A 21182-nucleotide genomic window follows, 5' to 3' on the forward strand; every position below is an offset into this window, starting at 1 on the left:
CTTTCGGCCCATGCGCGACTCGCCGAGCTGGGCCACAGTGGAAGGACGAGCGCGCGGTTGTGCCGCGAGGATGCCCAAAAAGCCCGGCACGTGCCACACCCGACGGGTGTATCGGTATCGCCGGACCGGCGACCGATGGACGCCGCAGCCGCCGGAGGGCCGTGGTTCGGCTGGTGCCCCGGAAGGGAGTCGCAAGTGACGAACGACCCTGGCGATGGATGGCAGTTCTGGATCGACCGCGGCGGTACCTTCACCGACATCGTGGCTCGACACCCCGATGGTCGACTGTCGACGCACAAGCTCCTGTCGGAGAATCCCGACCGCTATCGCGACGCCGCGGTCGAGGGCGTGCGTACGTTGCTCGGACTGTCGCCGGAACAGGAGGTTCCGGGCGGCCTGGTGGACTCCGTGCGCATGGGTACCACGGTGGCGACCAATGCCTTGCTCGAGCGCACCGGTGAGCGGACCTTGCTGGTGATCACGCGCGGTTTCGGGGACGCACTGCGGATCGGATATCAGAACCGCCCCCGCATCTTCGACCGACGGATCATCCTGCCCCGGCCGCTGTACGAGCGGGTCGTCGAGGTCGACGAGCGCATCACGGCCGACGGCACGGTGTTGCGCCCGCCAAATCTCGACCTTCTGGCCGTTGAGCTGCGTCGTGCGTACGACGATGGCCTTCGTGCCGTTGCCGTCGTGTGTTTGCACAGCCATCTGCACCCGGCGCACGAAGAGGCGATCGGAGACCTCGCGGAGCGCATCGGATTCCCGCAGATATCGCTGTCCAGCGAGGTCAGCCCGCTGATGAAGGTTGTGCCGCGTGGGGACACCGCCGTCGTCGACGCCTATTTGTCTCCGGTGCTGCGTCGGTATGTGCGAGAGGTGGCGGACCGACTGCGCGGCGTCCGCCTGATGTTCATGCAATCCAACGGTGGCCTTGCCGAAGCCGGGCATTTTCGGGGCAAGGACGCGATCCTGTCCGGCCCCGCCGGTGGCATCGTCGGCATGGCGCGGATGTCGCAACTGGCCGGCTTCGACAAGGTCATCGGCTTCGACATGGGGGGCACCTCGACCGACGTGTCGCACTTCGCGGGCGAGTACGAGAGAGTGTTCGCCACGCAGGTGGCGGGTGTACGCCTGCAGGCCCCCATGCTGGACATCCACACCGTCGCGGCCGGGGGCGGTTCGATCCTGCACTTCGACGGCAGTCGCTATCGAGTCGGTCCGGATTCGGCGGGCGCAGCTCCGGGCCCGGCCTGCTACCGGGGCGGTGGACCGCTGACTGTCACCGACGCCAACGTGATGCTCGGTCGTATCCAGCCCGCCTACTTCCCGCATGTGTTCGGGTCGGGCGGCGACCGGTCGTTGGACCGCGCCGTCGTGCGCCAACGGTTCACCGAAGTGGCCGAGGACATCCGGGCGCACACCGGTGACCGACGCTCGCCCGAGCGGGTCGCCGAGGGGTACCTGCAGATTGCAGTGGCCAACATCGCGGAAGCCGTCAAGCGCATCTCCGTGGAAAAGGGACGCGACATCACCGAATACGTGCTCACCACATTCGGCGGTGCCGGCGGGCAGCACGCCTGCGCGGTGGCCGACTCCCTCGGCATCCGCACGGTCCTGGTACCACCCATGGCCGGGGTGCTCTCCGCGCTCGGCATCGGCTTGGCGGACACCACGGCCGTGCGCGAGCAGTCTGTGGAGGTTCCTCTGGAGGAAGCGATGGCGCGAGTGCGTCCGGTCGTCGATGAACTCGAAGCGGCGGTTCGCGCCGAACTCCTCGACGAGGGCATCCCGGCCGACCGGATCCGAGTGTCGCGGCGCGCGCGGTTGCGATACGACGGCACCGACACCGCCCTGCCCGTCGAACTGGCCGATGTGGCCGCCATGACCGAGATGTTCCAGGCGCGCCACCGCGCGGCGTACTCATTCCTCATGGAGCGTGCGATCGTCGTCGAAGCGCTCCTGGTCGAAGCGATCGGCGCCACTCAGCCACCCGACCTCGGCCGCCTCGGCGAGACGATCTCGAGCGACGAGGCCGAGGATCCCGATACCGTTTCCCTGTTCACGGACGGGGCGTGGCGTGACGTTCCCCTCCATCGACGGGAACGGATGGGCTCCGGCGACAGTGTGACCGGTCCGGCGATCATCACCGAGGCCAACGCCACCACCGTCGTGGAGCCGAACTGGCAAGCAACCATGACCACCAACGGCCACTTGGTCGTCGAGTGTGTGGGCGCCCGGGCCACGGCCGGCTTCGGAACCGGCGCCGATCCGGTCCTGCTGGAGATCTTCAACAACCTCTTCATGTCGATTGCCCGGCAGATGGGAGCGCGACTGGAATCGACCGCCCAGTCCGTCAACATCAAGGAACGGCTCGACTTCTCGTGCGCACTGTTCGACCCGGACGGCAATCTCATCGCCAACGCCCCGCACATCCCCGTGCACCTGGGATCGATGGGCACCACGGTCAAGGAGGTGATCCGCCGCCGGGCCGGAGCGATGAAGCCCGGTGACACATACGCCGTCAACGATCCCTATCACGGTGGCACCCATTTGCCCGACATCACCGTGGTGACCCCGGTCTTCGAAGAGCGAAAAGACCCCGCGGACGCCGCCGTCAGGAAGATCCTGTTCTTCCTCGCCTCCCGCGGCCACCATGCGGAGATCGGGGGAACGACTCCCGGCTCCATGCCCGCGAACAGCCGCGAAATCCACGAAGAGGGCGTCCTCTTCGACAATTGGCTACTGGTCGAGAACGGCAGACTTCGCGAGGCCGAGACCCGGCAACATCTTGTGGAGGCCGCTTATCCGTCCCGGAATCCGGCCACCAACCTCGCCGACCTGCGCGCCCAGATCTCCGCCAACCACAAAGGCGTCGAAGAAGTCGGCAAGATGATCGACCACTTCGGTCGCGACGTGGTCCAGGCCTATATGCGCCATGTCCAGGACAACGCCGAGGAGGCGGTTCGCCGAGTCGTCGACACCCTCGACGACGGCGAGTACCACTACGAGATGGATTCCGGCGCGTTCATTCGTGTGAGAGTCTCGGTGGATCGCGAACAGCGCACCGCGACAGTCGACTTCACCGGAACCTCGGGGCAGCTCGACACGAACTTCAACGCACCGACCTCGGTGGCGACCGCTGTCGTCCTGTACGTCTTCCGGACGCTCGTCGCCGATGACATCCCGCTCAACGACGGCTGCCTGCGTCCGTTGCGGATCGTCATTCCGACCGGCTCGATGCTGGCGGCGTCCTACCCGGTCGCGGTCGTCGCGGGCAACGTCGAAACGTCCCAGGCGATCACCGGCGCGCTCTACGCCGCCATGGGCGTCCAGGCCGAGGGATCGGGAACGATGAACAACGTTACGTTCGGCAACAGGCAGTACCAGTACTACGAGACGATCGCGTCCGGGTCCGGGGCCGGGGCGGGGTTCGACGGCGCGTCCGTCGTGCAGACCCACATGACCAACTCACGGCTGACCGATCCCGAGATCCTCGAATGGCGCTTCCCGGTGCTGCTCGAGGAATTCGCCATTCGGCACGACAGCGGTGGTGCGGGACAGTGGCGCGGCGGCGACGGCGCCGTACGCAGGATCCGCTTCCGCGAGGCGATGACCGTGAGCACCTTGTCGGGCCATCGTCGGGTGCCGCCGTACGGCATGGCCGGCGGGGCGCCGGGCGCTCTGGGTACCAACCACGTCGAACGAGCGGACGGAAGCACCGTGCCGATGGCCGGCTGCGATTTCGTCGATGTGCGGCCCGACGACGTCCTCGTGATCGAAACACCCGGCGGGGGTGGATACGGGCCCGGTCGAATGGGGGAACCTCCTCCGACGCCCTCTGCGGTCAACGCTCGCGTCGTCGTGGATCGGTCGTGATGAGCGAGGTCACCATCCGGCTGACGTCCGACGCGGAAAGGATTCCGACGAGCCGGATGCCGTCGACGACCAGTATCCGGTGCTCGGGCCCCGGCTCCAGCCGGAGCAGCAGGTCGGACAGCGGATCGTCCGGAGCGGCGACGGCCACCCGAGACATCGGCAGCATGATCCGACCCACGGTGACCGAGTCCCGATCGGTTTCCGGCACGTGTTGTGCGGCACGCAGCGTCAGCAATCCGACCGGGGTCTCGGCGTCGTCGGTCACCGGGAACGCCGAGTGCCGGTACCGCGTGCCGCGCAAGAACTCGGCAACCGTGAGTCGCTCGGATATCGTGACAGGCTCCCGCGACATGGCGTTGCGCACCGGAATCCCGGAGAGAGTCTCCCGTAGCTGGGCTTGGCGTCCCTCCGCCGTCGAGGCCGCGATGAGGAACCAGCCGATCAGCGCCAGCCACAGTCCACCGAACGTATCGCCGTATACGGCCAGGAACAGGCCAAGGAAGATCAGGACCCAGCCGAGTCCCCGGCCCGCCGCGGCAGCTCCGGTCGTCGCGCGCAGTCGGTTGCCCGTGCGCCACCACAACAGCGCACGCAGCAGTCGGCCGCCGTCGAGCGGTGCGGCGGGAATGGAGTTGAACAACGCCAGCAGGACGTTGACAACCGCGAGCCAGGCCAACGCCTCGACCAGCGGATTCGCGCCGGAGACCGTGTTGAGCAGCCACGCGGCGAGGCCGAAGAACACGCCCAGAATGAGGCTGACCAGCGGACCGACGCCCGCGATCCGCAACTCGACGGCAGGCGTGGATGCCTCCCCTTTGAGTCGGGACACGCCGCCGAGCAGCCACAGAACGATGTCCTCCACCTCGATCCCGTTCCGCCGGGCGACCACGGCGTGCGCCAACTCGTGGGCCAACAAGGACGCAAAAAACGCCAGGGCGGTGATCACACCGACCGCCCAGTAGACAACCTGCGGGTGCCCGGGGAGGGCATCGGGGAGACGGGTACGCGCGAGCCCGACCGTGATCGCCGCGAAGATGACCACTACGCTCCAGTGCACCCCGATCCGGACCCCGGCGAGCCGCCCCAGTGGGAATGTCGCCCGCACGGTGTTCTCCTTCGTCGTACGCGGCTCGAACAGGACGCACTGTCTTCGGAGACGGGGTCGTTACCCGGTCCGGCGGATCCTGATCGCGCGGTGCGCGGTGTTGCTTCGCCGCCGCGTCCTCCTCGCCCGATTCGATTGAACCGCGCCTTCCGGAAGAGGGAACAGGGCCGAACGGCCCACCCGCCCCCTGCGGACACCATCCTTCCTGGTGGGGTGCCACGAGGAGCGGCCATGCGATGAAGAAGCGTGGGAGTTCTCCGCGATGATCGAAAAGTCCGGTACTGCGGCCAAGAGTTCCGCGAAGAAGGAACGCACGACCGCAGCCCCGCGAAACTCGCCGACCGCGATGAAGTCGTCGAAGACGCCGTCGGCCGAGAAAGGGGCGAAACGGTCGAGATCTCCGTCGTTGAGGGCTTCGAATACCGCGCGTGCCACCGCGGCGGATGTTCGCGGCGCTTCGGAGGCCCTCATGGCTGCTCCGGTCGAGGTGAACGCAATAAGGCGACTCTGTGCGTCACGACACTTCCGGCATCACGCGGTTGCCCGACCGCGCCATACGGGTCCAGGATCGCGAGGCGTCCCAGCGGAGCCGTGGCCGTTGAAGCTCGCCATGTTCGGGCGCGGCGGGCGCGATTCCCAGGAGTGGCGTGCCGTCGGCGGCTCGCCCCCGGCACGCAGGCTGCTCACGGTTGAGCAGCATCCACGCTCACGGGACGATGGGGATGTGAGCGTGACGACGATCACGGGCATCGTGTCGGTGTCGGACGACGAACGGCCGGAGCCGGCGACGAACGACACCGCCGACGGATGTGGTGGTGTGGGCGGTACATGCCTGACAGAGCGGCCCCGGTGACGTCCGCCGGCACGCGCATGGTTGTGGCTGCCCGGAGACCACCAGGCTCGAGTCCGATCTCGCCGAACGCCGACCATGAGTGGCCCGCGGAGGTCCGATGACTGACCCAAGCGCGCAAATGCCGGACCCGACGTCTGCAACCGGATCGGGACCGTCGGCCGGCTCCGCCGAGCCGGACCCTCGCGAGCCGCTCCTGCGACTGCTCCGTGATCTGCGATGCGGCACGGACGGTGTCAGCGAGCGCGAGGCCGCCCGGCGCTTGGTGGCGTACGGCCCGAACAGGATCAGACGTCGGGGCAAGCGCTCCTGGTGGCGCGACCTCGGGGCCCAGTTCGTGCACCCCCTTGCACTGCTGTTGATCGGTGCGGGGCTCTTGGCGTTCGCGGCGGGGACGCCCGCGCTGGCCGGCGCGATCCTGGCCGTGGTCGTTCTCAACGCCGCGTTCGCCTTCGTTCAGGAACGCCAGGCGGAGCAGGCGGTGGAGGCACTCGGCCGCCTCCTTTCCGAGCAGGCCCGGGTCGTACGGGACGGGGTGTCCAGGTCCGTGGACGCCGCGTCGGTTGTTCCCGGTGATGTCGTGCTGCTCGCCGAAGGCGATCGGGTCTGCGCAGACGCGCGCGTCGTCGAGGGTTTGGTGGACGTGGACATGTCCACGCTCACCGGTGAGTCCGTGCCGGTGACACGCGGCTCGCAGCACGCCGTGGGTACTCCACCTCTGCTCGAGGCATCCGATCTCCTGTTCAGCGGAACCGCAATTGTCGACGGCACGGCTCGCGCGCTCGTGTATGCCACGGGCGACCACACCGAACTCGGCCGGATCGCCGCTCTCAGTCACCGCGTGAAGCGTGAGAGCAGCCCTTTGGAAATGCAGGTCAAGCGAGTCGCCTGGATCATTGCCGCAGTGGCGACAGGCGTGGGCCTGGCCTTTCTGCCGTTGGGTCTGTTGGCGGGACTCTCCCTGAAGGACGCGTTCCTGTTCGCGGTAGGTCTGCTGGTGGCGAACGTGCCGGAAGGGCTGTTGCCGACCATCACTCTCGCGCTCGCCGTCGGCGTGCGGGTACTCGCGCGTCGGGGCGCGGTGGTGAAGCGACTGAGCGCGGTCGAGACACTCGGTTCGACATCGGTGATCTGTACCGACAAGACCGGCACCTTGACCGAGAATCGCATGCACGTGTCCCTCGTTCGCGGTGCAGTGGCCGCAGCAGACGTTGTTCCAAGGCCGGGGTTGCCCCAGGAGTACCGGCACCTGCTGCAATCCCTCGCCACCTGTACGACGGCTGCGGTGGCCGTCGGCGATCGGCCGGCGATCGGCGATCCGATGGAACTCGCCCTCCTCCGAGCCGCGGCGCACGGTGACACGCGCGTGGATGAAACCGTCCGGGATCGCGATCGGCTCCGCCTGTTCCCCTTTACCCCCACGCTGCGACTGATGTCCACGTTGACGCCCGACGCCGACCACAGGCGGCTGGACGTCAAGGGCGCTCCCGAGGCGGTACTTCCCCGCTGTGCCACGATCGCCGACGATGGCGTATTCCGGATACTGACGGACGAGGATCGCCGGCGTACCGAGGCAGCGCTGGCGGAATTCGCGGGACGGGGACTGCGTGTCCTGGCGTCCGCGGATCGCGTCTTCCCTGCGGATGGGCCTGTTCCCGAGCACCGGGAGGACGCGGAGCACGACTTGTGCTTCCTCGGGTTGGTCGGGTTGGTCGACCCGGCCCGGCCCGAGGTCCCGGAAGCCGTACGCAGATGCCACGAGGCGGGCCTGAAGGTGCACGTGGTGACGGGAGATCACCCGGTCACCGCCACCAGCATCGCCCGTGAGGTGGGCATCGGTACCGAGGGCCTTCGTACGGTGACGGGAGAAGAGCTCGAGGCGATGTCCGAGGCGAGATTGGACGAACTCATCGGGAGTGGTGACGAGATCGTCTTCGCGAGGTCATCGCCCGAGGCGAAGCTGCGTATCGCGGACGCGCTGCGAGCGGTGGGACATGTGGTGGCCATGACGGGCGACGGCGTCAACGATGCGCCGGCACTGCATCGTGCCGATATCGGCGTGGCCATGGGGCGAAGTGGGACCGATGTCGCTCGCGAGGCGTCGACGATGGTGCTCACCGACGACAATTTCGCCACCATCGTCGCGGCGATCGAAGCCGGTCGCCGCGTCTACGACAATGTCCGCAAGTTCATTCTCTACATCTTTGCCCACCTCACTCCGGAAGTGGTGCCCTTCCTGGTGTTCGCATTGTCCGGCGGGAAGATTCCACTACCGCTGACCGTCTTGCAGATCCTCGCGATCGACCTGGGCACCGAAACCTTGCCCGCACTTGCCTTGGGGCGAGAGCCGGCCGAACCCGGCCTGATGAACCGGCCACCGCGCTCGCGCAAGGAGAGCATCATCCGCGGCAATCTGCTCTTCAGGGCTTGGGTGTTCCTCGGGCTCATCTCCGCGGCGTTGGTCATGGTGGCGTTCTTCTACGTGTTGTGGCGTGCCGGTTGGGAGCCCGGCGATCCCACAGGTTCGGGACATCCGTTGCACGACGACTACCTCCGGGCCACCAGTGCCACCTTCGCGGGCATCGTCGCCTGCCAGATCGGCACGGCTTTCGCGGCCCGCACCGAACACGCCTCGCTGCGCTCGGTCGGGGTGTGGTCGAATCCACTGCTCCTATGGGGGATCGCGTTCGAGATCGCCTTCACCGCGGCCTTGATCTACATCCCGCCGTTCCAAGCGCTTTTCGGCACATCGGCACTCCCGGCGGACGTTCTGGCGCTCATCGCGTCCTTCCCGTTCATCGTGTGGGGCGCCGACGAATCGAGGCGTGCCAAGCGTCGACGTCGTTACGCCACCGGCGGGGGCGTTCGCTGAGGTGAGCGGGCAGAACGGCCCATGCGAACAGCCTCGTGTTCGAACTGCTGCGTAGATCTCGGCGGCACGTGCTCGCGCGGCGGGACGGCCAGGCTTTGCCGATCGGTTGCTCACCGGATGGCAAGCGGCGGTGCGGTGACGCGCCACCGGGACAGCCGGGTCGGGCTCGTATGTTGTCTTCGGCGAGGTTTCCCTTCACGTCCTGCCCGGCGGCAGCACGGCCACAGGGCAATGCGCGTGGTGGAGAACGCCGTAGCTGACGGAGCCGAGCAGCATGCCCCGGAATCCGCCGAGCCCGCGGGTACCGACCGCCAAGAACAAGGCGTGCTCGGATTCCCGCACCAGAACGCGCACCGGGTGCCCCAACGCGACCTCGCGACGCGCCGTTACGCCCGGGTATTTTTCGTGGTATCCGGTGAGCGCCTCCTTCAGCCGATGCCGTCCCTCCCTGATTTCGTCGGCGTCGGCCGCCGCGGACGCCACGGACCCCGGATGCGGGTTGCGGACATGTACCGCGAGCACCTCGGCACCACGCAGTGAAGCCTCTTCGAAGGCGAACGCCATGGCGTGTTTCGACAACTCGGAGCCATCGACGCCGACCACGATCGTCTCTGCCACACCCGAGACGGGCTCTGGGGCCCGAACCACCACGACAGGGCACGGAGCGTGCGCCACGACCGGTACGGCGATCCCACCGGTGGTCATCAACTCTCGCAGTGAAGACAGCCCGCGCGAGCCCAGGACCACCATGCTCGCGGTACGTGCTTCCGCACGCAGGACATCGGCCGGAGCGCCGTCGACCAAGGCTTCTTCAACGCGCAGTGCCGGATGCAGCCCGACAGCCAGCGCGCGGGTTTCGGCGAGCGCGCGTCGCCCGGGGTCCTCGAATAGTCGGCGCCATGTTTGCGTCGGCTGCCGCTCGGCCGGGTCCCGATCCGCATCCGCCGGCCAGTCGAGCGCAGATACCAGACGAAGTGGCAGTCGGCGTCGATCAGCCTCGTCCGCCGCCCATACAACGGCCGCGCGTGCGGAGGGGGTCGCCTCGACTCCCACGACGATCGACTCGCGTCCCTCTGAGGTGGACATGTCGTACTCCTTTCACGGCGGCCGGTCCAACACGGCCCCGCCTTCGACCCTGCTCCGGGCGACCCGGATCGAACAGGGCCGTTCGCCCCATGAAATCCGGACTCCCGGGAGTCTTGGAACGGGGGACATGAGCCGCTCGGCTCACGGCAAGACGACTGGCATGGGACCTTCGGCCCTGATCCGGCGCCACTCGGCCCTGTGGCTCAATGTCCGGGTGCGCGACGGTGAACGTCGAAGGCAAAGGCATCCGGCCCGGCCGGACGGGCCCGAACCCCTCAGCCGCGGAGCGAAAGCCATGAGCGACACTTCAGCGATCGGGCGCAACGCGGGGCACTCTTGGGTGGTGGGCCGTCCCGGGCCGATCGACACCCAGCCCCTCGATTTCGTGGAACGCGAGTGGGCACAGCCGGGTCCGGGCGAGATTCTGGTGCGGGTGGAGGCATGTGGTGTCTGCCGTACGGACCTGCACCTTGCGGAGGGTGATCTGAAGCCGCATAGAGCGAACACCGTACCCGGGCACGAAGTGGTCGGCGTAGTCGAGTCTGTGGGGATGGACTCGACGCGCTTCGTCACCGGCGATCGCGTCGGCATCGCGTGGCTCCGTCACACCTGTGGAAGGTGCCGCCACTGTCGGAGCGGCGCGGAGAATCTTTGTCCCGATTCGAGGTACACCGGTTGGGACGCAGACGGCGGATTCGCCGACCGGCTTGTGGCGCCGGAGGATTACGCCTACGCGCTGCCCGTCGATCGGGCCGCCGAGTACTTGGCGCCGCTGCTGTGTGCGGGGATTATCGGCTATCGGGCCCTGCGGCGCGCCGACCTGCCACCCGGGGGCAGGCTGGGCGTCTACGGTTTCGGTGCGTCCGCCCACCTCGCCGCACAGGTCGCGCTTGCGCGAGGTGCCTCCGTACATGTGATGACCCGCTCTCCGGAGGCCCGCCGACTGGCTCTGGAACTCGGGGCCGCCTCCGCCGGAGATACCTACGACAAGCCCCCCGAACCATTGGACTCCGCCATCGTGTTCGCTCCGGTCGGCGAGATCGTGCCGACCGCCCTGGCCGCGCTCGACCGGTCCGGAACCGTGGCGATCGCGGGTATCCACCTGACCGACATTCCGCCGCTGAACTACCAACGGCATCTGTTCCACGAACGCAACCTGTGCAGCGTGACCGCCAACACCCGCCGGGACGGGATCGAGTTTCTCCGTCTTGCGGCGGAGATCGACCTTCAGGTGACGACGACGCCTTACCTGATGAGCCAGGCCGACCGAGCGCTCTCGGATCTCGCGGCCGATCGTGTTCGCGGCGCGGCGGTCCTGCTCGCCGGTTGATCGGATATGGGAGGAAAACCCGTGCCTACCATTCCTCGTTACCTTCGGAAACCGGGTGGCCGACAATGCGGTCGACCGGACAGGGCCGAACGGCCCCGTCGAATCCCATCGTCCAGAGCCGATGGCCCCTTTGCGGCGAGCGCGTTTACGGCCGACCCTGGAATCCTCGACAAGAAAGAAGGAGCCGACAGCCAGGCAACCCACTCGAAGGCGTGCACCTCGACGGGGGCGAACGTACTCGGCCTTTTGACGATCTCGCGCACGACATCCGACCGGAACGGGTGAACCATGTCCACGACACACACACGCCCAGGAGAACCGACCCACATCCCGACGGCTCGAGAGGCGATGCACGGCCCGGTCGTCGGGGTCGCCGCCCATGACACCCTGTGGCAGGCGATGGATCGCATGCTCACCGCCCACCTGCGGCATGTCGCCGTCGTCGAAGACGGTCGTGCCCTGGGTCTGCTGAGCGACCGCGATCTTGCGTCGGTCTGGGCCCTCGACCCACTCGGTCTGAAGCACCGCATAGCACGCGATGTACTCGGAGTCGACCCCCCCTTCATCGCCCCCGATCTGGATGTGATCAGCGCGAGTCGACGCCTTCTCGAGGCCGGGATCGACGCCCTTCTGGTCGTGGACGCGACGGATCGCGCCATTGGTGTACTGACAGACCACGATCTGCTCGCAGTGATGGTGGATCTTTACCAGGGCCGGGAAGGTCATGGCGACCATACGGCCAGGCATTCGATGATGTCGCCCGACTGAACCCGGTGGGAGGACGTCGGCATCGACTGCCCGATTCGGGCCGCGCACGCCGCTCCACGCTTTCTTGAGCGCTATCGCCGACGGAGACCGCGCAAGTGGAGCGCGCGGCACGAGACGCCCGTGGGGGAGTAACGCCCATGAATGAGGACCGCGTCCTCGTCGTCGACGCCCGATCATCGACTGTGAAACCGTCCATGCTCGACCCGCACGACATCGTCGCGTGCGCGTCGGCCGTCGAGTGTCCGGACATCAACCCGGACGGTGCCATCTCCGGGTTTCTGCGTTGCCTCGAGTCCATCGACCGACGAGTCGGACGCGCCGATAGCGTCCTGTTCACCCAGGAGATCGACCGGGCCTGACCGAGTTCGACGGCGTCGGACCCGATGTCGCATGCCGCGAGTCTGCGGCACTCACACCGGGCGGCATTCGTGGTCGATCTGCGCGATGCGCCGCATCCGCGCGGGGTACGGCATCGCGGGGCAGCACTTCGGCGAATTCGCTTGGGGGTGAGCGGGCTTTCGGCGTACCCCGGGTTGTCGGCGACGCACCGATTCCGAATCACCGGGCCACATGGCCCTGTTCGAGGATGAGCCCGCCGTGCTGTCCTGGTATCCGGCGACGGCTCTTCTCTCGCCGGCCGCGTTGGCGGGCCGGTGGAAACCCAGGAGGTGGCAGCTGTGCCACGCATCAGGATGGCCAAGAAGACGGCGCGTCGGCGGACTGTGCCGGCGCCGGACTTGCGGACCCCTTCGGGACGACTTCTGTCCCTTTGATGGGCACGAGTGCCGTCGGGCGCCTTTCTCCGCTGGTGGCCTCGGCCACCGCGAGTCGCCTGAGCGCCGCATGCTGAGCGCCGCCCTCAGGCTGTGGCGATCATGCCGCGACAGCGCCGGAATTCCAGGCCGAGGCGGAATGCGATGCGCCTTGCAGCCAGACGAATACGTCCTGTACAGGGCGCGTCGCTGCCGGAGTCTCGATACGCGATCCCGTGCCGTTCGCCCGAGTGCGGTCGGCGCGGACCCGCAATCCGGCCACCCAGCGGCCGGCGGTTGCGTAAGAGCCAGTACGGGCGGGTCTCTCCGAGCCGGATGGCCCGCCCCGTAACCAAAGCAGGAGCGATCATGACCAAGAACACGCTCGATCCCATGGCAGAAGACATCTCCCAACGCCTCGACGCGGCCGAAGCGCGTGTGCAAGCCCTTGCCCAGGCGCTTCGTGCCTTGGCCGACGGCCTGGAACAGAAGCTCACCGAGGAGCCCGAGCGCGACGCCATGACACGTGGGGCCCGGCTGGCGCACGAGATTCTGCTTGCTCAGGGGCTGTGAAAGGAAGGAAAGACCGTGAAGGTTGCCTTTCCGCACCGCCGCACGCCCGGCCCGGCCTTGGTCAGCGCTTGCCGACACTTGTCCAGCCGAGCGCGCGCCAGCGGCGTCGTCGATTCCTCAGGAGGCGACAATGGACATCCTCGTCGCGTATGCGACCTGCCACGGGTCGACCCGCTCGGTCGCCGAGCGCATTGCCGCACGGTTCGTCGAAGCCGGCCATCGGGTCGATCTCCGGCCTGCGGCCGATGCTCCGCAGAACTTGCGGTACGACGTGGTGGTGGTCGGTAGCGCCATCCACAACGGCGACTGGCTGGAGGACGCCGCCGAGTTCCTCCACCGTTACGCAGCCGAGCTTGCGAGGCGCCGCGTGTGGCTGTTCAACGTGAGCCTCGCTTCCTCCCTCCACGGGCGGCGGGGACGCTGGCTCGCGGCGCACGTGAGGGAACCCCCGGCGGTCGCCAGGGACCACGTCGTGGTCGACCCCCAGGACGTGCACTCGTTCGCAGGGGTCCTCAAACACGAGCACGTTTCCGCACTGTCGCGCCCGCTCCTCTGGGCGTGCGGCGGTCGTTTCGGAGATTTCCGGGACTGGGCCGCGATCGATGACTGGGCCGTCGGAATCGCGGCGGAACTGGTCAGGCCCGTATCACGGTAGGCCTATGCCATGATCTCGCGTGCGCCTTCCGGCGACCTCTGTGGTGAGCCGCGGGGGACCCGATGCCTACCGGACCGCGGGACGCGACCTACACACTCGACGCGCCGTCCCGGAGGCCCGCGACATCGGCGTCATCCGACATCGCCACACATTGTCCACGGTGTTGGTTACGGGCGCCGCCTCGACGCGCGACACCGGGTCGACGTACCCCCAGGGGGTATTATGCAGCATGCGTCCGCGCGGAGCGGCCACCTTCCGATACCCACACATGCCTACCGATAGGGATGACGCCATGCGCTACGACCGGACCGTCCGTCTCGATGCGGACTTCGCCACCACCGTCACCGCCGTCCGCGAGGCCCTTGCCGCGCAGGGCTTCGGGATCCTCACCGAAATCGACGTCACCGCCACCCTGAAGACCAAGCTCGGCCACGACATGGAGAACTACCTGATCCTCGGCGCTTGCAACCCGCCGCTTGCCCTCCGAGCCTTGGACACGGACCGCACCGTCGGCCTCCTCCTGCCTTGTAACGTCGTGGTCCGTGCCGATGGCGAGCACACCGCGGTTCAGGCACTGGATCCCGGCGTCATGGTCACTCTCACCGGCCTGCCCGACCTCCGGTCGGTCGCAGAGGAGGCCACCCGTCGCCTCGATGCCGCCCTGAGCAGTCTCGAAGCCACCGGATGAGCGTCGTCGGTGAATGGCGGCGGTGACGCGAAACCGGGCCGCGGACGCCGCTGGGCGTCACCGCTCGGCCGTGCGTACACGCACCTTGGGCGCGGGATCGCATTGCAGGACGTGATCGGCAAGAAACGCCACGCCAACGGAGAGTAACGCCACACCTCGCGTGAGCACGCCATCTCCCTGCCCTGACAGGGGCGTTCTGCGGTCGAGGCCCCGAACCGGGTCCTGTGCAGCCTTCATACCAGGCCGTATTTCGGAACTGCTCGATGACTCGATGAGCAGGACGTTGTCACGATCGGCTCCGGCCGACGCGGTGGTCGAACGCTCCCGACGGATCAAGTTGCTGCACGAGATCGAGGCGGAGATGACCGCCGCCGCGCGCCGCGAGGTGATCGCGGCCCGGAGCCGGCGCGGAGTGGCCGGTGCACAAGGCCCAGATGACGGCGATCACGACGACGCAAACCTCTGCCGACCAGCGAGCGCGACCGGCAGCATCCGCACCATGGTCAGGCTGATCAGCGCGTAGACAATCAGCCGCCGAGTCGGATGCTGAAGTGCCGGTCCCAGGATCATCGCGCCGAATATCAGAAGACTCGGGGGGCGAGCAACAGGCCGAGACGCTCGGTGAACTCCATGCTCTGCCCGGGAGTTGGGACTTCCGTCGAAACGCCCCGGACCGAAGGCCCCCGGCGCAGATGGCCGCCGAAGGCGAGGCCGGCGGCCCAGGCGCCGAAGAAGTTGCTGCCGTCGGCCGCGACGCGCACCGCGTAGGTGATGCCCGGAACGGCAAGTGTCAGGAATGGGCGCCAGTTCGGTCTGCTCCAGCCCCGCGCGGCACCAGGCCGTCGTTCAGGCCCGACTCGACCGCTAGGCCGCCGCGGACCAGTGGCGGGACGCGCTCGTTGGAGAGGGCCTGCTGCGTTGGGATGCCGGCGGAAGACGGCGATGCGGAGGATCTCATCCGGGCCGACCTCGAGGCCGGAGGGCGCCAGGTCCGCGACCAACGTGCGGTCTCCCTCGCCCGGGCATGAGTCACCGAACCGCCCGGGGGAGCGCACGCACACGCATGGAAGCTGCCTCTAATCCGGCTCCATGTGGGAACGGCGGAAGGTCGAGGCTCGGTCGTCGGGGCTGTGTGGACGTAGGGCCGCCAGAGCCTGGGCGACTGCGGTTTCCAGGCTCCCACCGGTATTGATCCCCACGGCCTCTGTCCACGGCGGCTCGATGGCTGCCATGGCGGTGGCCACGTCGAGGTCGGCGTCGGACGCACCGGCCGCGCGGGCGGTCAGGCGCGCCGCCGACACCTCGTTCGGAGCCTGGCAGTGCAGAGCCACCAGGTCTGCATGGGCGCGTTCCGCCATGTCCACGGCGGCTTCGCGTTGTCGTGCGTCGGACCAGGTGGCATCCAGGACCACGGACTCGCCGCGGGACAGCAGGGCGAACGCGCGGCTGAGCAGGGCCGCGTAGGTCGTGGCGGTCCGCTCGGGCGTGTACAGGCCTTCGCCATAGCGGGCGGCCGCGGCCTCCTCCGGTGGAATGCCCGCGAGTTCTTTACGGAGGCGGTCGCTGCTGAGCAGCGTGACGCCCAGGCGATCGGCCAGTGCGCCGGACAGCGTGGACTTCCCGCTGCCGGGAAGTCCGCCGACGAGAGTCAGGCCGACGACGGAGGCGCGCAGGTGGCGCAGTGTCGTCGAGACCAGTCGCTGTGACGCGGCAGCCGCACCTGGCGCGCCTTGTCGTGCCTGGATCAGGGAGACCTTGGCACGGACGAACGCTCGGTAGGCGACATAGTGGTGCCACAGGGACGGTGGTGCGGTGTCACCGGAGTACTCGCTGTACCGGGTGAGGAAGAACGCCGCGGCATCCGGAGCACCCAGCTGTTCCAGGTCCATGGCGAGGAAGGCGGCGTCGTCGAGACCGTCGACGTAGCGAAGGCGGTCGTCGAATTCCAGACAGTCCAGGACGCGGGGGCCGTCGTCGAGACAGAAGATGTCCTCGGCCAGCAGGTCGCCGTGGCCATCGACCACCCGCCCCTGCTGGATACGCGCGTCGAACAAGGGTTCGCGGCCGGCGAGGTAGCGGTGCACCAACCGCTCGACCTCCTCCACCCCGTCGGGCACAGGACCGTCGGCGGCCAGCGCGCGGACCTGCGCAAAGCTGTCTGCCCAGCGAGACGACAGGGATCCTCGCGTGCCCTGTTCGTCGATCTCCGGGCCGTGTGCCGCTTCCGCGTGACGGGCGGCGAGCAGTCGGGCGACGGCGCGCAGGACCTCGTCGACGTCGACTCCCTCACCCACGAGCCGGGAGAGGCGCCGTTCCGCCGGCATACGACGCATCACCACGAGGGGTTCGGGCATCTCCGCGTCCGGGCTGTGAAATTCTCCCACGCCCAAGTAAACGTCCGGGGCGAAGCGACGATTGAGAGCGACTTCCTGTTCACACGCGTCCCGCCGTGCCGTCCGGGTGGTGTAGTCCACGAACCCCAGGTCGACCCTTTTCTTGAGCTTGTAGGCGCGGTCACCTACGAAGAACAGCACCGCGGTATGGGTTTCCCGCACGTCGGCGCGCGGGACCGGCGAAGCATCGAGATCGGTGCCGGCCCGGACGGCGGACGCCTCGGCCCGATGACCGGACACCACCGGCCCGCTGCGGTGGTCGGGCTCAGGCATGAGGGAGGACGTTGATGGCGCGGTGCGCGTGACGCACGGTGGCCGTGGGACCGGGGTCTGACGGCAAGCCGGGAAGGTTTCGGTGTGCTCCGGCATTGGCCCCGCTTCGGGCGGTTGCAGTGAGTCCGCGTCGCTCGACGTCGTCGGTGATCCCGCGGACAGCGGAAAGGATCCCGGCTGAGCCGTCAAGATCTCCGGTGGTGGCTGGTGCCATGGCGACTGTCTCCGCTTCTTGGGAACTTGAAAGTCATGGTGAGATCGGCCCTCATCCGAGGATTGCGCGGTTTCTCCCGTGGCGCACGTCGACCTCGACACAGCGGTACCGCGATGCGCGCCAATCCGTGCGCCCTATGGCCCGGAGCCACTGTTCGGCAACTTGGCCACCGGTCGCGTGCCGGCGGCGTCGGAGGGACGGATCCGGCGGGCTGGAGAGTCCCTGATGGAAGTGATCGCGCTGTCGCGGGCGTAGTCGGTCGAGACATACGTGCTCGATCAGCTCAGCCATCAGGCGTTGACCGCCTCCGAAATCGCCCGATAGGCGTGTGAGCTGCGGTCGGGGAGCACGTCGTTGCCGGGACAGTCGTGCGGCATGGGTAGCGCGTTGGTGAGGGGTCACACTTTGCCGGGAGGGATTTGCCGCTGACGTCGGAGGAGGTCGTGCCCGAACTGTGCGCCGGAACGTCTGTCGCCGAATCGGGCGAGGGCGTTCCGATTGGGCTCGTGCCCGGCAGAGGCGGGCGTTTTCCGCTTCGGATGGCCCGACACTTTGGCTCTTGTCGTCCGCAGGAGTGGTGCGAGACTTGAAGGGAGGTATGGGACACGGCGCACGTTCAGGTGGTCGCCCTCACGGTCGGCAGAGGCCCCCCTCGCGGACGCGGTCGGCGGCAAGGCCGTGTCCTGGAAAAGGAGTTGGCGTATGTCCGAGATTGGCCGGTACCGGTCGGGTCGGCTGGTCGCAGACCTGGCCGGGATGATTCGGCTCGCGCACAAGGCGCTGACCGAAGCCACCGCCGCCTTGCTCGACATCGCCGACACGGCTGCCGAGTGCACAACGGCCGCCGAGAAGGCGCTGTACGAGCTTCGTGAGGAGATCGAAGACGACGCTTCGGCTGTGCTGTCGGGCGGCTCGCCGGCGGCTGACCCGCGCGCGATCGTGGTCGGCGTCCACGTCGGCACCGACGTGGAATGCCTGGCGACTCTTGCCCGACAGTTGGTCGAACTGGCCTGGGCACGGCAGTCGAGGCGGCCTTTGCCCGCTCGGCTAAGGCTCCCCTTGCGGGGAATGGGCAATCTGGCCCTGACCATGGTCGGCAAGGCGGGTGGCGTGCTGGAGTCCAGCGAATCCGAGGTCGTCGCGGACCTTTTCGGAGACCTGCACGAGATTGCCCAGCGCCAGCGGCTGCTGTACCGGCGAATGCTCTCCGAAACCGACGAGGCCGAGCCCGGTGATGTTGCCGACGCGACGTTGCTGAGTTGTTGTTACGAGCGCTGCGCGAGCCATGCCGTGTCCATTGCCCGCCACGCGGCCCTTTTTGCCGACGGCAGTCCGACCGGCTGAGCAACAGTGGTGTCCGATGCCCGGTCCTGCTCGCCTCGCACGCTCAAAGGTTGAGTTCGCCCGCTCAAAGGTTGAGGGAGGGACGTGACAGGCATCGTCCACCGCGACGAACGCCGTGACCAGGGGCGTCAACCGGAGCGGGGACTAGGGCAGACCAGCCACGGCGGTCGCATCGAGGATCAGTTGCCGGGTGGGAGCGTGGAGGACGCTGCCGTGGTGGGTCACCACGATCGCGGCCTGTAGGGGGTCGTTCAGATCAATCATCAGGGACCCGCCGTGCATGAGGCGTTCGAGCAATTCGGCGACATTGTGCGCGTAGGCGGTCGACGCAGTCGTCGGGACCTGTGATGGCAGGTTGCCCGCGCCGACTACCGTGATGTGCTCGTCACCAACCAGGGCCGTGGTGTCCGGCTCGACAGCCTCGACGTTCCCGCCCGCTGGGCCGGCCGTGACGTCGACAACGACCGAGCCGGGGCGCATTGTCCGGATCGCCCGGGTGGTGATCAGGGGCGGCGCGGGCCGGCCCGGAGGCTCGACAGGCTCGACAGTCGTGATGACGATGTCGAAGCGGGGAAGCACCTCACTCAGGCCCCGGCGTAGCGCGGCCTGGTTGGTGTCGAGCGCCCGAGCGAAATCGACATCGTCGACTGCCGTCCAGAGATCGGGGAGATCGAGGAAGGTGCCTCCCAGGGCGGTGATCTCCTCCTGTGGATGGCGACGTAGGTCGTGGGCGTGGACGAGCGCACCGAGGCGGCGGGCGGTGTCGATCGCTTGCAGGCCGGCGGCTCCGGCACCGACGACAAGTACCCGTACGGGTTCGAAGACCGCTGCCGCCGAGCCCCACGGCGGTAGGCATCGACTCAGGAGGCCGGCCGCCAGCAGGACCGCCCGGTAGCCGGCGATCCTGGCCTGGGACGCGCCGGCGTCCACCGGGTAGTACGCGGCGCTCGATGCGTGCGGGACCAGGTCGAGGCTGATCGCGGTGAGCCCCTCGTCCGCCCAGTGGCGGATCAGGAAGGGGATCCGGGTCGGCCGGAGGAGTGCCACCAGCGTCTGCCCGTTCTGGAGAGGGTCGGGGAACGCGACGTTGGGGGCATGGATCCCGATGAGGATGTCCGCATGTCGGAACAACGCGTCGCGCGGGACGATGTCCGCACCGGCTCTCGCGTAGTCGTCGTCAGGGAACCAGGCCGCCACGCCTGCTCCGCCCTCCACCATGACGTCCAGACCGATGGCGTTGACGGTGCTGATGAGTTCGGGCACGAGTGCGACTCGCCGTTCATCCGACGCCGTTTCCCGATAGACGCCGATCGTGGTGGCGGCCATGGCTCTCTTCCCTCCGTTATGGAGTTTCGATACATCCAAGTATGTCGTTTTTCGAGAGAGTGCGGATGGGTGCGACGGTGGGCACCGCCACCAACGCTTTGGTGGAATGCAAAGACGAGTGGACCGCCCTGGCCTCTGTGACATCACAGGAGTCGACCGTCCACCAGCTGATGACACCTTGCATACGAGCCGATTTCGGGTGCACCGGACAGGTGAGTGCGTTGCCGCCGCAGCCGTGCAGACCTCGATCCGGGCCAGTCTCCGCGGCGCAGTTCCGGCAGCCGGATCGCAGCGGCGGCGGTGAACAACACGAGGATCAGCCGCACGTCCTGGTCCCCAGGACTTCGCGCAACAGCAGCACGGCCCGCTGCTTGGCCGGTAGATGCTGGAGCGCGTTGTCGGCGCCGGCGTGTCGGTGTCGTCGAGGGCGGCGAGCGTCGCGCGCGCTCGTTGCAGGGCGCTGTCGACCGCCGCGACGGTGGTCTCCAGGAGGTCGGCGGCTTCACGTGCCGAGAACCCGGGCGTCGGGGAACGGCTCGACCAACACCCTCTCGTCCCAGGCGACACCGGGGCCGGTGGCGCCGCCGACCGCAGAGGCCAGGTCCATCGGGCGCGCCCGGCGCCGACCGGCATGCAACACGTCGAGGCAGACGTTCGTCGCTATCCGGTAGAGCCAGGTACGCGGGGAGGAACGGCCCTGGAAGCGGTCGGCACCGCGCCACGCCCGGATGAGGGTCTCCTGCACCGCGTCCTCGGCCTCGAACACCGATCCCAACATGCGGTAGCAGTGCCGGATCAGCTCCGCGCGATACGCCTCGAACTCCTCCTGCGTCACCGACCGCTCGGTCTCCGGCATGCGGGTCCCGCTCGCCCTTGGCTGTCATGGCCGGCCATCGTAGGCACACGTACCGCAGGGCAACAATCTCGTTCGTAGGCACCCGCGAGGAATCACAGAGAGTCACATTCGGATCTGGCCGTACGTGGGGCGCGTCCGCGATCACACTCGTCGTTCCAGACAACCGCCCGTCACCCGCGCCACCCGAACGCGCCACGACCGAACACCCGCGCAAT

At 67.9% G+C, this 21182-nt stretch carries 17 protein-coding genes and 1 pseudogene; 11 read left to right on the plus strand and 7 right to left on the minus strand.

Features of this window, described 5'->3' with window-relative positions; all coding sequences use genetic code 11:
* Window positions 1-195 precede the first annotated feature (195 nt).
* Complete coding sequence (locus ACZ4FV_RS26385) at window positions 196-3882, plus strand: hydantoinase B/oxoprolinase family protein (protein ID WP_465323397.1); 3687 nt, start codon at window positions 196-198, stop codon at window positions 3880-3882.
* Here the strand turns inward: ACZ4FV_RS26385 and ACZ4FV_RS26390 are convergent.
* Window positions 3851-4987, minus strand: a complete 1137-nt coding sequence (locus ACZ4FV_RS26390; protein WP_395873573.1) for a site-2 protease family protein — start codon at window positions 4985-4987, stop codon at window positions 3851-3853. The genes ACZ4FV_RS26385 and ACZ4FV_RS26390 overlap by 32 nt on opposite strands.
* A gap of 60 nt (window positions 4988-5047) precedes the next feature.
* Window positions 5048-5458, minus strand: a complete 411-nt coding sequence (locus tag ACZ4FV_RS26395) for a nuclear transport factor 2 family protein (RefSeq protein WP_465323399.1) — start codon at window positions 5456-5458, stop codon at window positions 5048-5050.
* A gap of 127 nt (window positions 5459-5585) precedes the next feature.
* Between ACZ4FV_RS26395 and ACZ4FV_RS26400 the strand changes: the two genes are divergently transcribed.
* Both ACZ4FV_RS26400 and ACZ4FV_RS26405 read left to right on the plus strand, forming a co-directional pair.
* Window positions 5586-5840, plus strand: coding sequence for a hypothetical protein (locus ACZ4FV_RS26400; RefSeq protein WP_465323400.1), 255 nt, complete (start codon window positions 5586-5588; stop codon window positions 5838-5840).
* A 118-nt stretch (window positions 5841-5958) separates the two neighbouring features.
* Window positions 5959-8709 (plus strand): cation-translocating P-type ATPase, encoded by a 2751-nt coding sequence (locus ACZ4FV_RS26405; RefSeq protein ID WP_465323411.1) that lies wholly within the window; start codon window positions 5959-5961, stop codon window positions 8707-8709.
* A 195-nt stretch (window positions 8710-8904) separates the two neighbouring features.
* Here ACZ4FV_RS26405 and ACZ4FV_RS26410 read toward each other — a convergent pair whose 3' ends face one another.
* Window positions 8905-9762 (minus strand): universal stress protein, encoded by an 858-nt coding sequence (locus ACZ4FV_RS26410; protein ID WP_395873571.1) that lies wholly within the window; start codon window positions 9760-9762, stop codon window positions 8905-8907.
* A 328-nt stretch (window positions 9763-10090) separates the two neighbouring features.
* Here ACZ4FV_RS26410 and ACZ4FV_RS26415 point away from each other — a divergent pair, with 328 nt between their 5' ends.
* From ACZ4FV_RS26415 to ACZ4FV_RS26445, 7 genes are all read left to right on the plus strand, one after another.
* Entirely contained in the window at window positions 10091-11125 is a 1035-nt protein-coding gene (locus tag ACZ4FV_RS26415) for a zinc-binding alcohol dehydrogenase family protein (protein ID WP_465323401.1), read from the plus strand.
* Window positions 11126-11473: 348 nt separating this feature from the next.
* Window positions 11474-11893, plus strand: a complete 420-nt coding sequence (locus ACZ4FV_RS26420) for a CBS domain-containing protein (RefSeq protein WP_395873569.1) — start codon at window positions 11474-11476, stop codon at window positions 11891-11893.
* Window positions 11894-12030: 137 nt separating this feature from the next.
* Entirely contained in the window at window positions 12031-12252 is a 222-nt protein-coding gene (locus tag ACZ4FV_RS26425; protein ID WP_465323402.1) for a hypothetical protein, read from the plus strand.
* 762 nt (window positions 12253-13014) lie between these two features.
* A complete protein-coding gene (locus ACZ4FV_RS26430) occupies window positions 13015-13218 on the plus strand; it encodes a hypothetical protein (RefSeq protein WP_395873567.1) in 204 nt (67 codons plus the stop codon).
* Between the two features lie 130 nt (window positions 13219-13348).
* Window positions 13349-13873 (plus strand): flavodoxin domain-containing protein, encoded by a 525-nt coding sequence (locus ACZ4FV_RS26435; protein WP_395873566.1) that lies wholly within the window; start codon window positions 13349-13351, stop codon window positions 13871-13873.
* 292 nt (window positions 13874-14165) lie between these two features.
* Window positions 14166-14561 (plus strand): DUF302 domain-containing protein, encoded by a 396-nt coding sequence (locus ACZ4FV_RS26440; protein WP_465323403.1) that lies wholly within the window; start codon window positions 14166-14168, stop codon window positions 14559-14561.
* A gap of 271 nt (window positions 14562-14832) precedes the next feature.
* Window positions 14833-15084, plus strand: coding sequence for a hypothetical protein (locus tag ACZ4FV_RS26445; RefSeq protein ID WP_395873564.1), 252 nt, complete (start codon window positions 14833-14835; stop codon window positions 15082-15084).
* A 58-nt stretch (window positions 15085-15142) separates the two neighbouring features.
* On the opposite strand, the gene ACZ4FV_RS26450 is transcribed toward ACZ4FV_RS26445, so the two are convergent.
* Together ACZ4FV_RS26450 and ACZ4FV_RS26455 are read right to left on the minus strand one after the other, a co-directional pair.
* A complete protein-coding gene (locus tag ACZ4FV_RS26450) occupies window positions 15143-15322 on the minus strand; it encodes a hypothetical protein (RefSeq protein WP_395873563.1) in 180 nt (59 codons plus the stop codon).
* Between the two features lie 315 nt (window positions 15323-15637).
* A complete protein-coding gene (locus ACZ4FV_RS26455; protein WP_465323412.1) occupies window positions 15638-17116 on the minus strand; it encodes a bifunctional aminoglycoside phosphotransferase/ATP-binding protein in 1479 nt (492 codons plus the stop codon).
* A 1027-nt stretch (window positions 17117-18143) separates the two neighbouring features.
* On the opposite strand from ACZ4FV_RS26455, the gene ACZ4FV_RS26460 reads away from it, so the two are divergent.
* On the plus strand, window positions 18144-18785 hold the full coding sequence (locus ACZ4FV_RS26460) for a phosphate signaling complex PhoU family protein (RefSeq protein ID WP_465323404.1): 642 nt from the start codon (window positions 18144-18146) through the stop codon (window positions 18783-18785).
* A 144-nt stretch (window positions 18786-18929) separates the two neighbouring features.
* On the opposite strand, the gene ACZ4FV_RS26465 is transcribed toward ACZ4FV_RS26460, so the two are convergent.
* Entirely contained in the window at window positions 18930-20111 is a 1182-nt protein-coding gene (locus ACZ4FV_RS26465) for an NAD(P) transhydrogenase subunit alpha (RefSeq protein WP_395873619.1), read from the minus strand.
* A gap of 405 nt (window positions 20112-20516) precedes the next feature.
* Window positions 20517-20967 (minus strand): annotated as a pseudogene (locus ACZ4FV_RS26470) (sigma-70 family RNA polymerase sigma factor); the annotation flags it as partial.
* Between the last annotated feature and the right edge of the window lie 215 nt (window positions 20968-21182).

This window comes from Embleya sp. NPDC025285 (genome assembly GCF_055558835.1).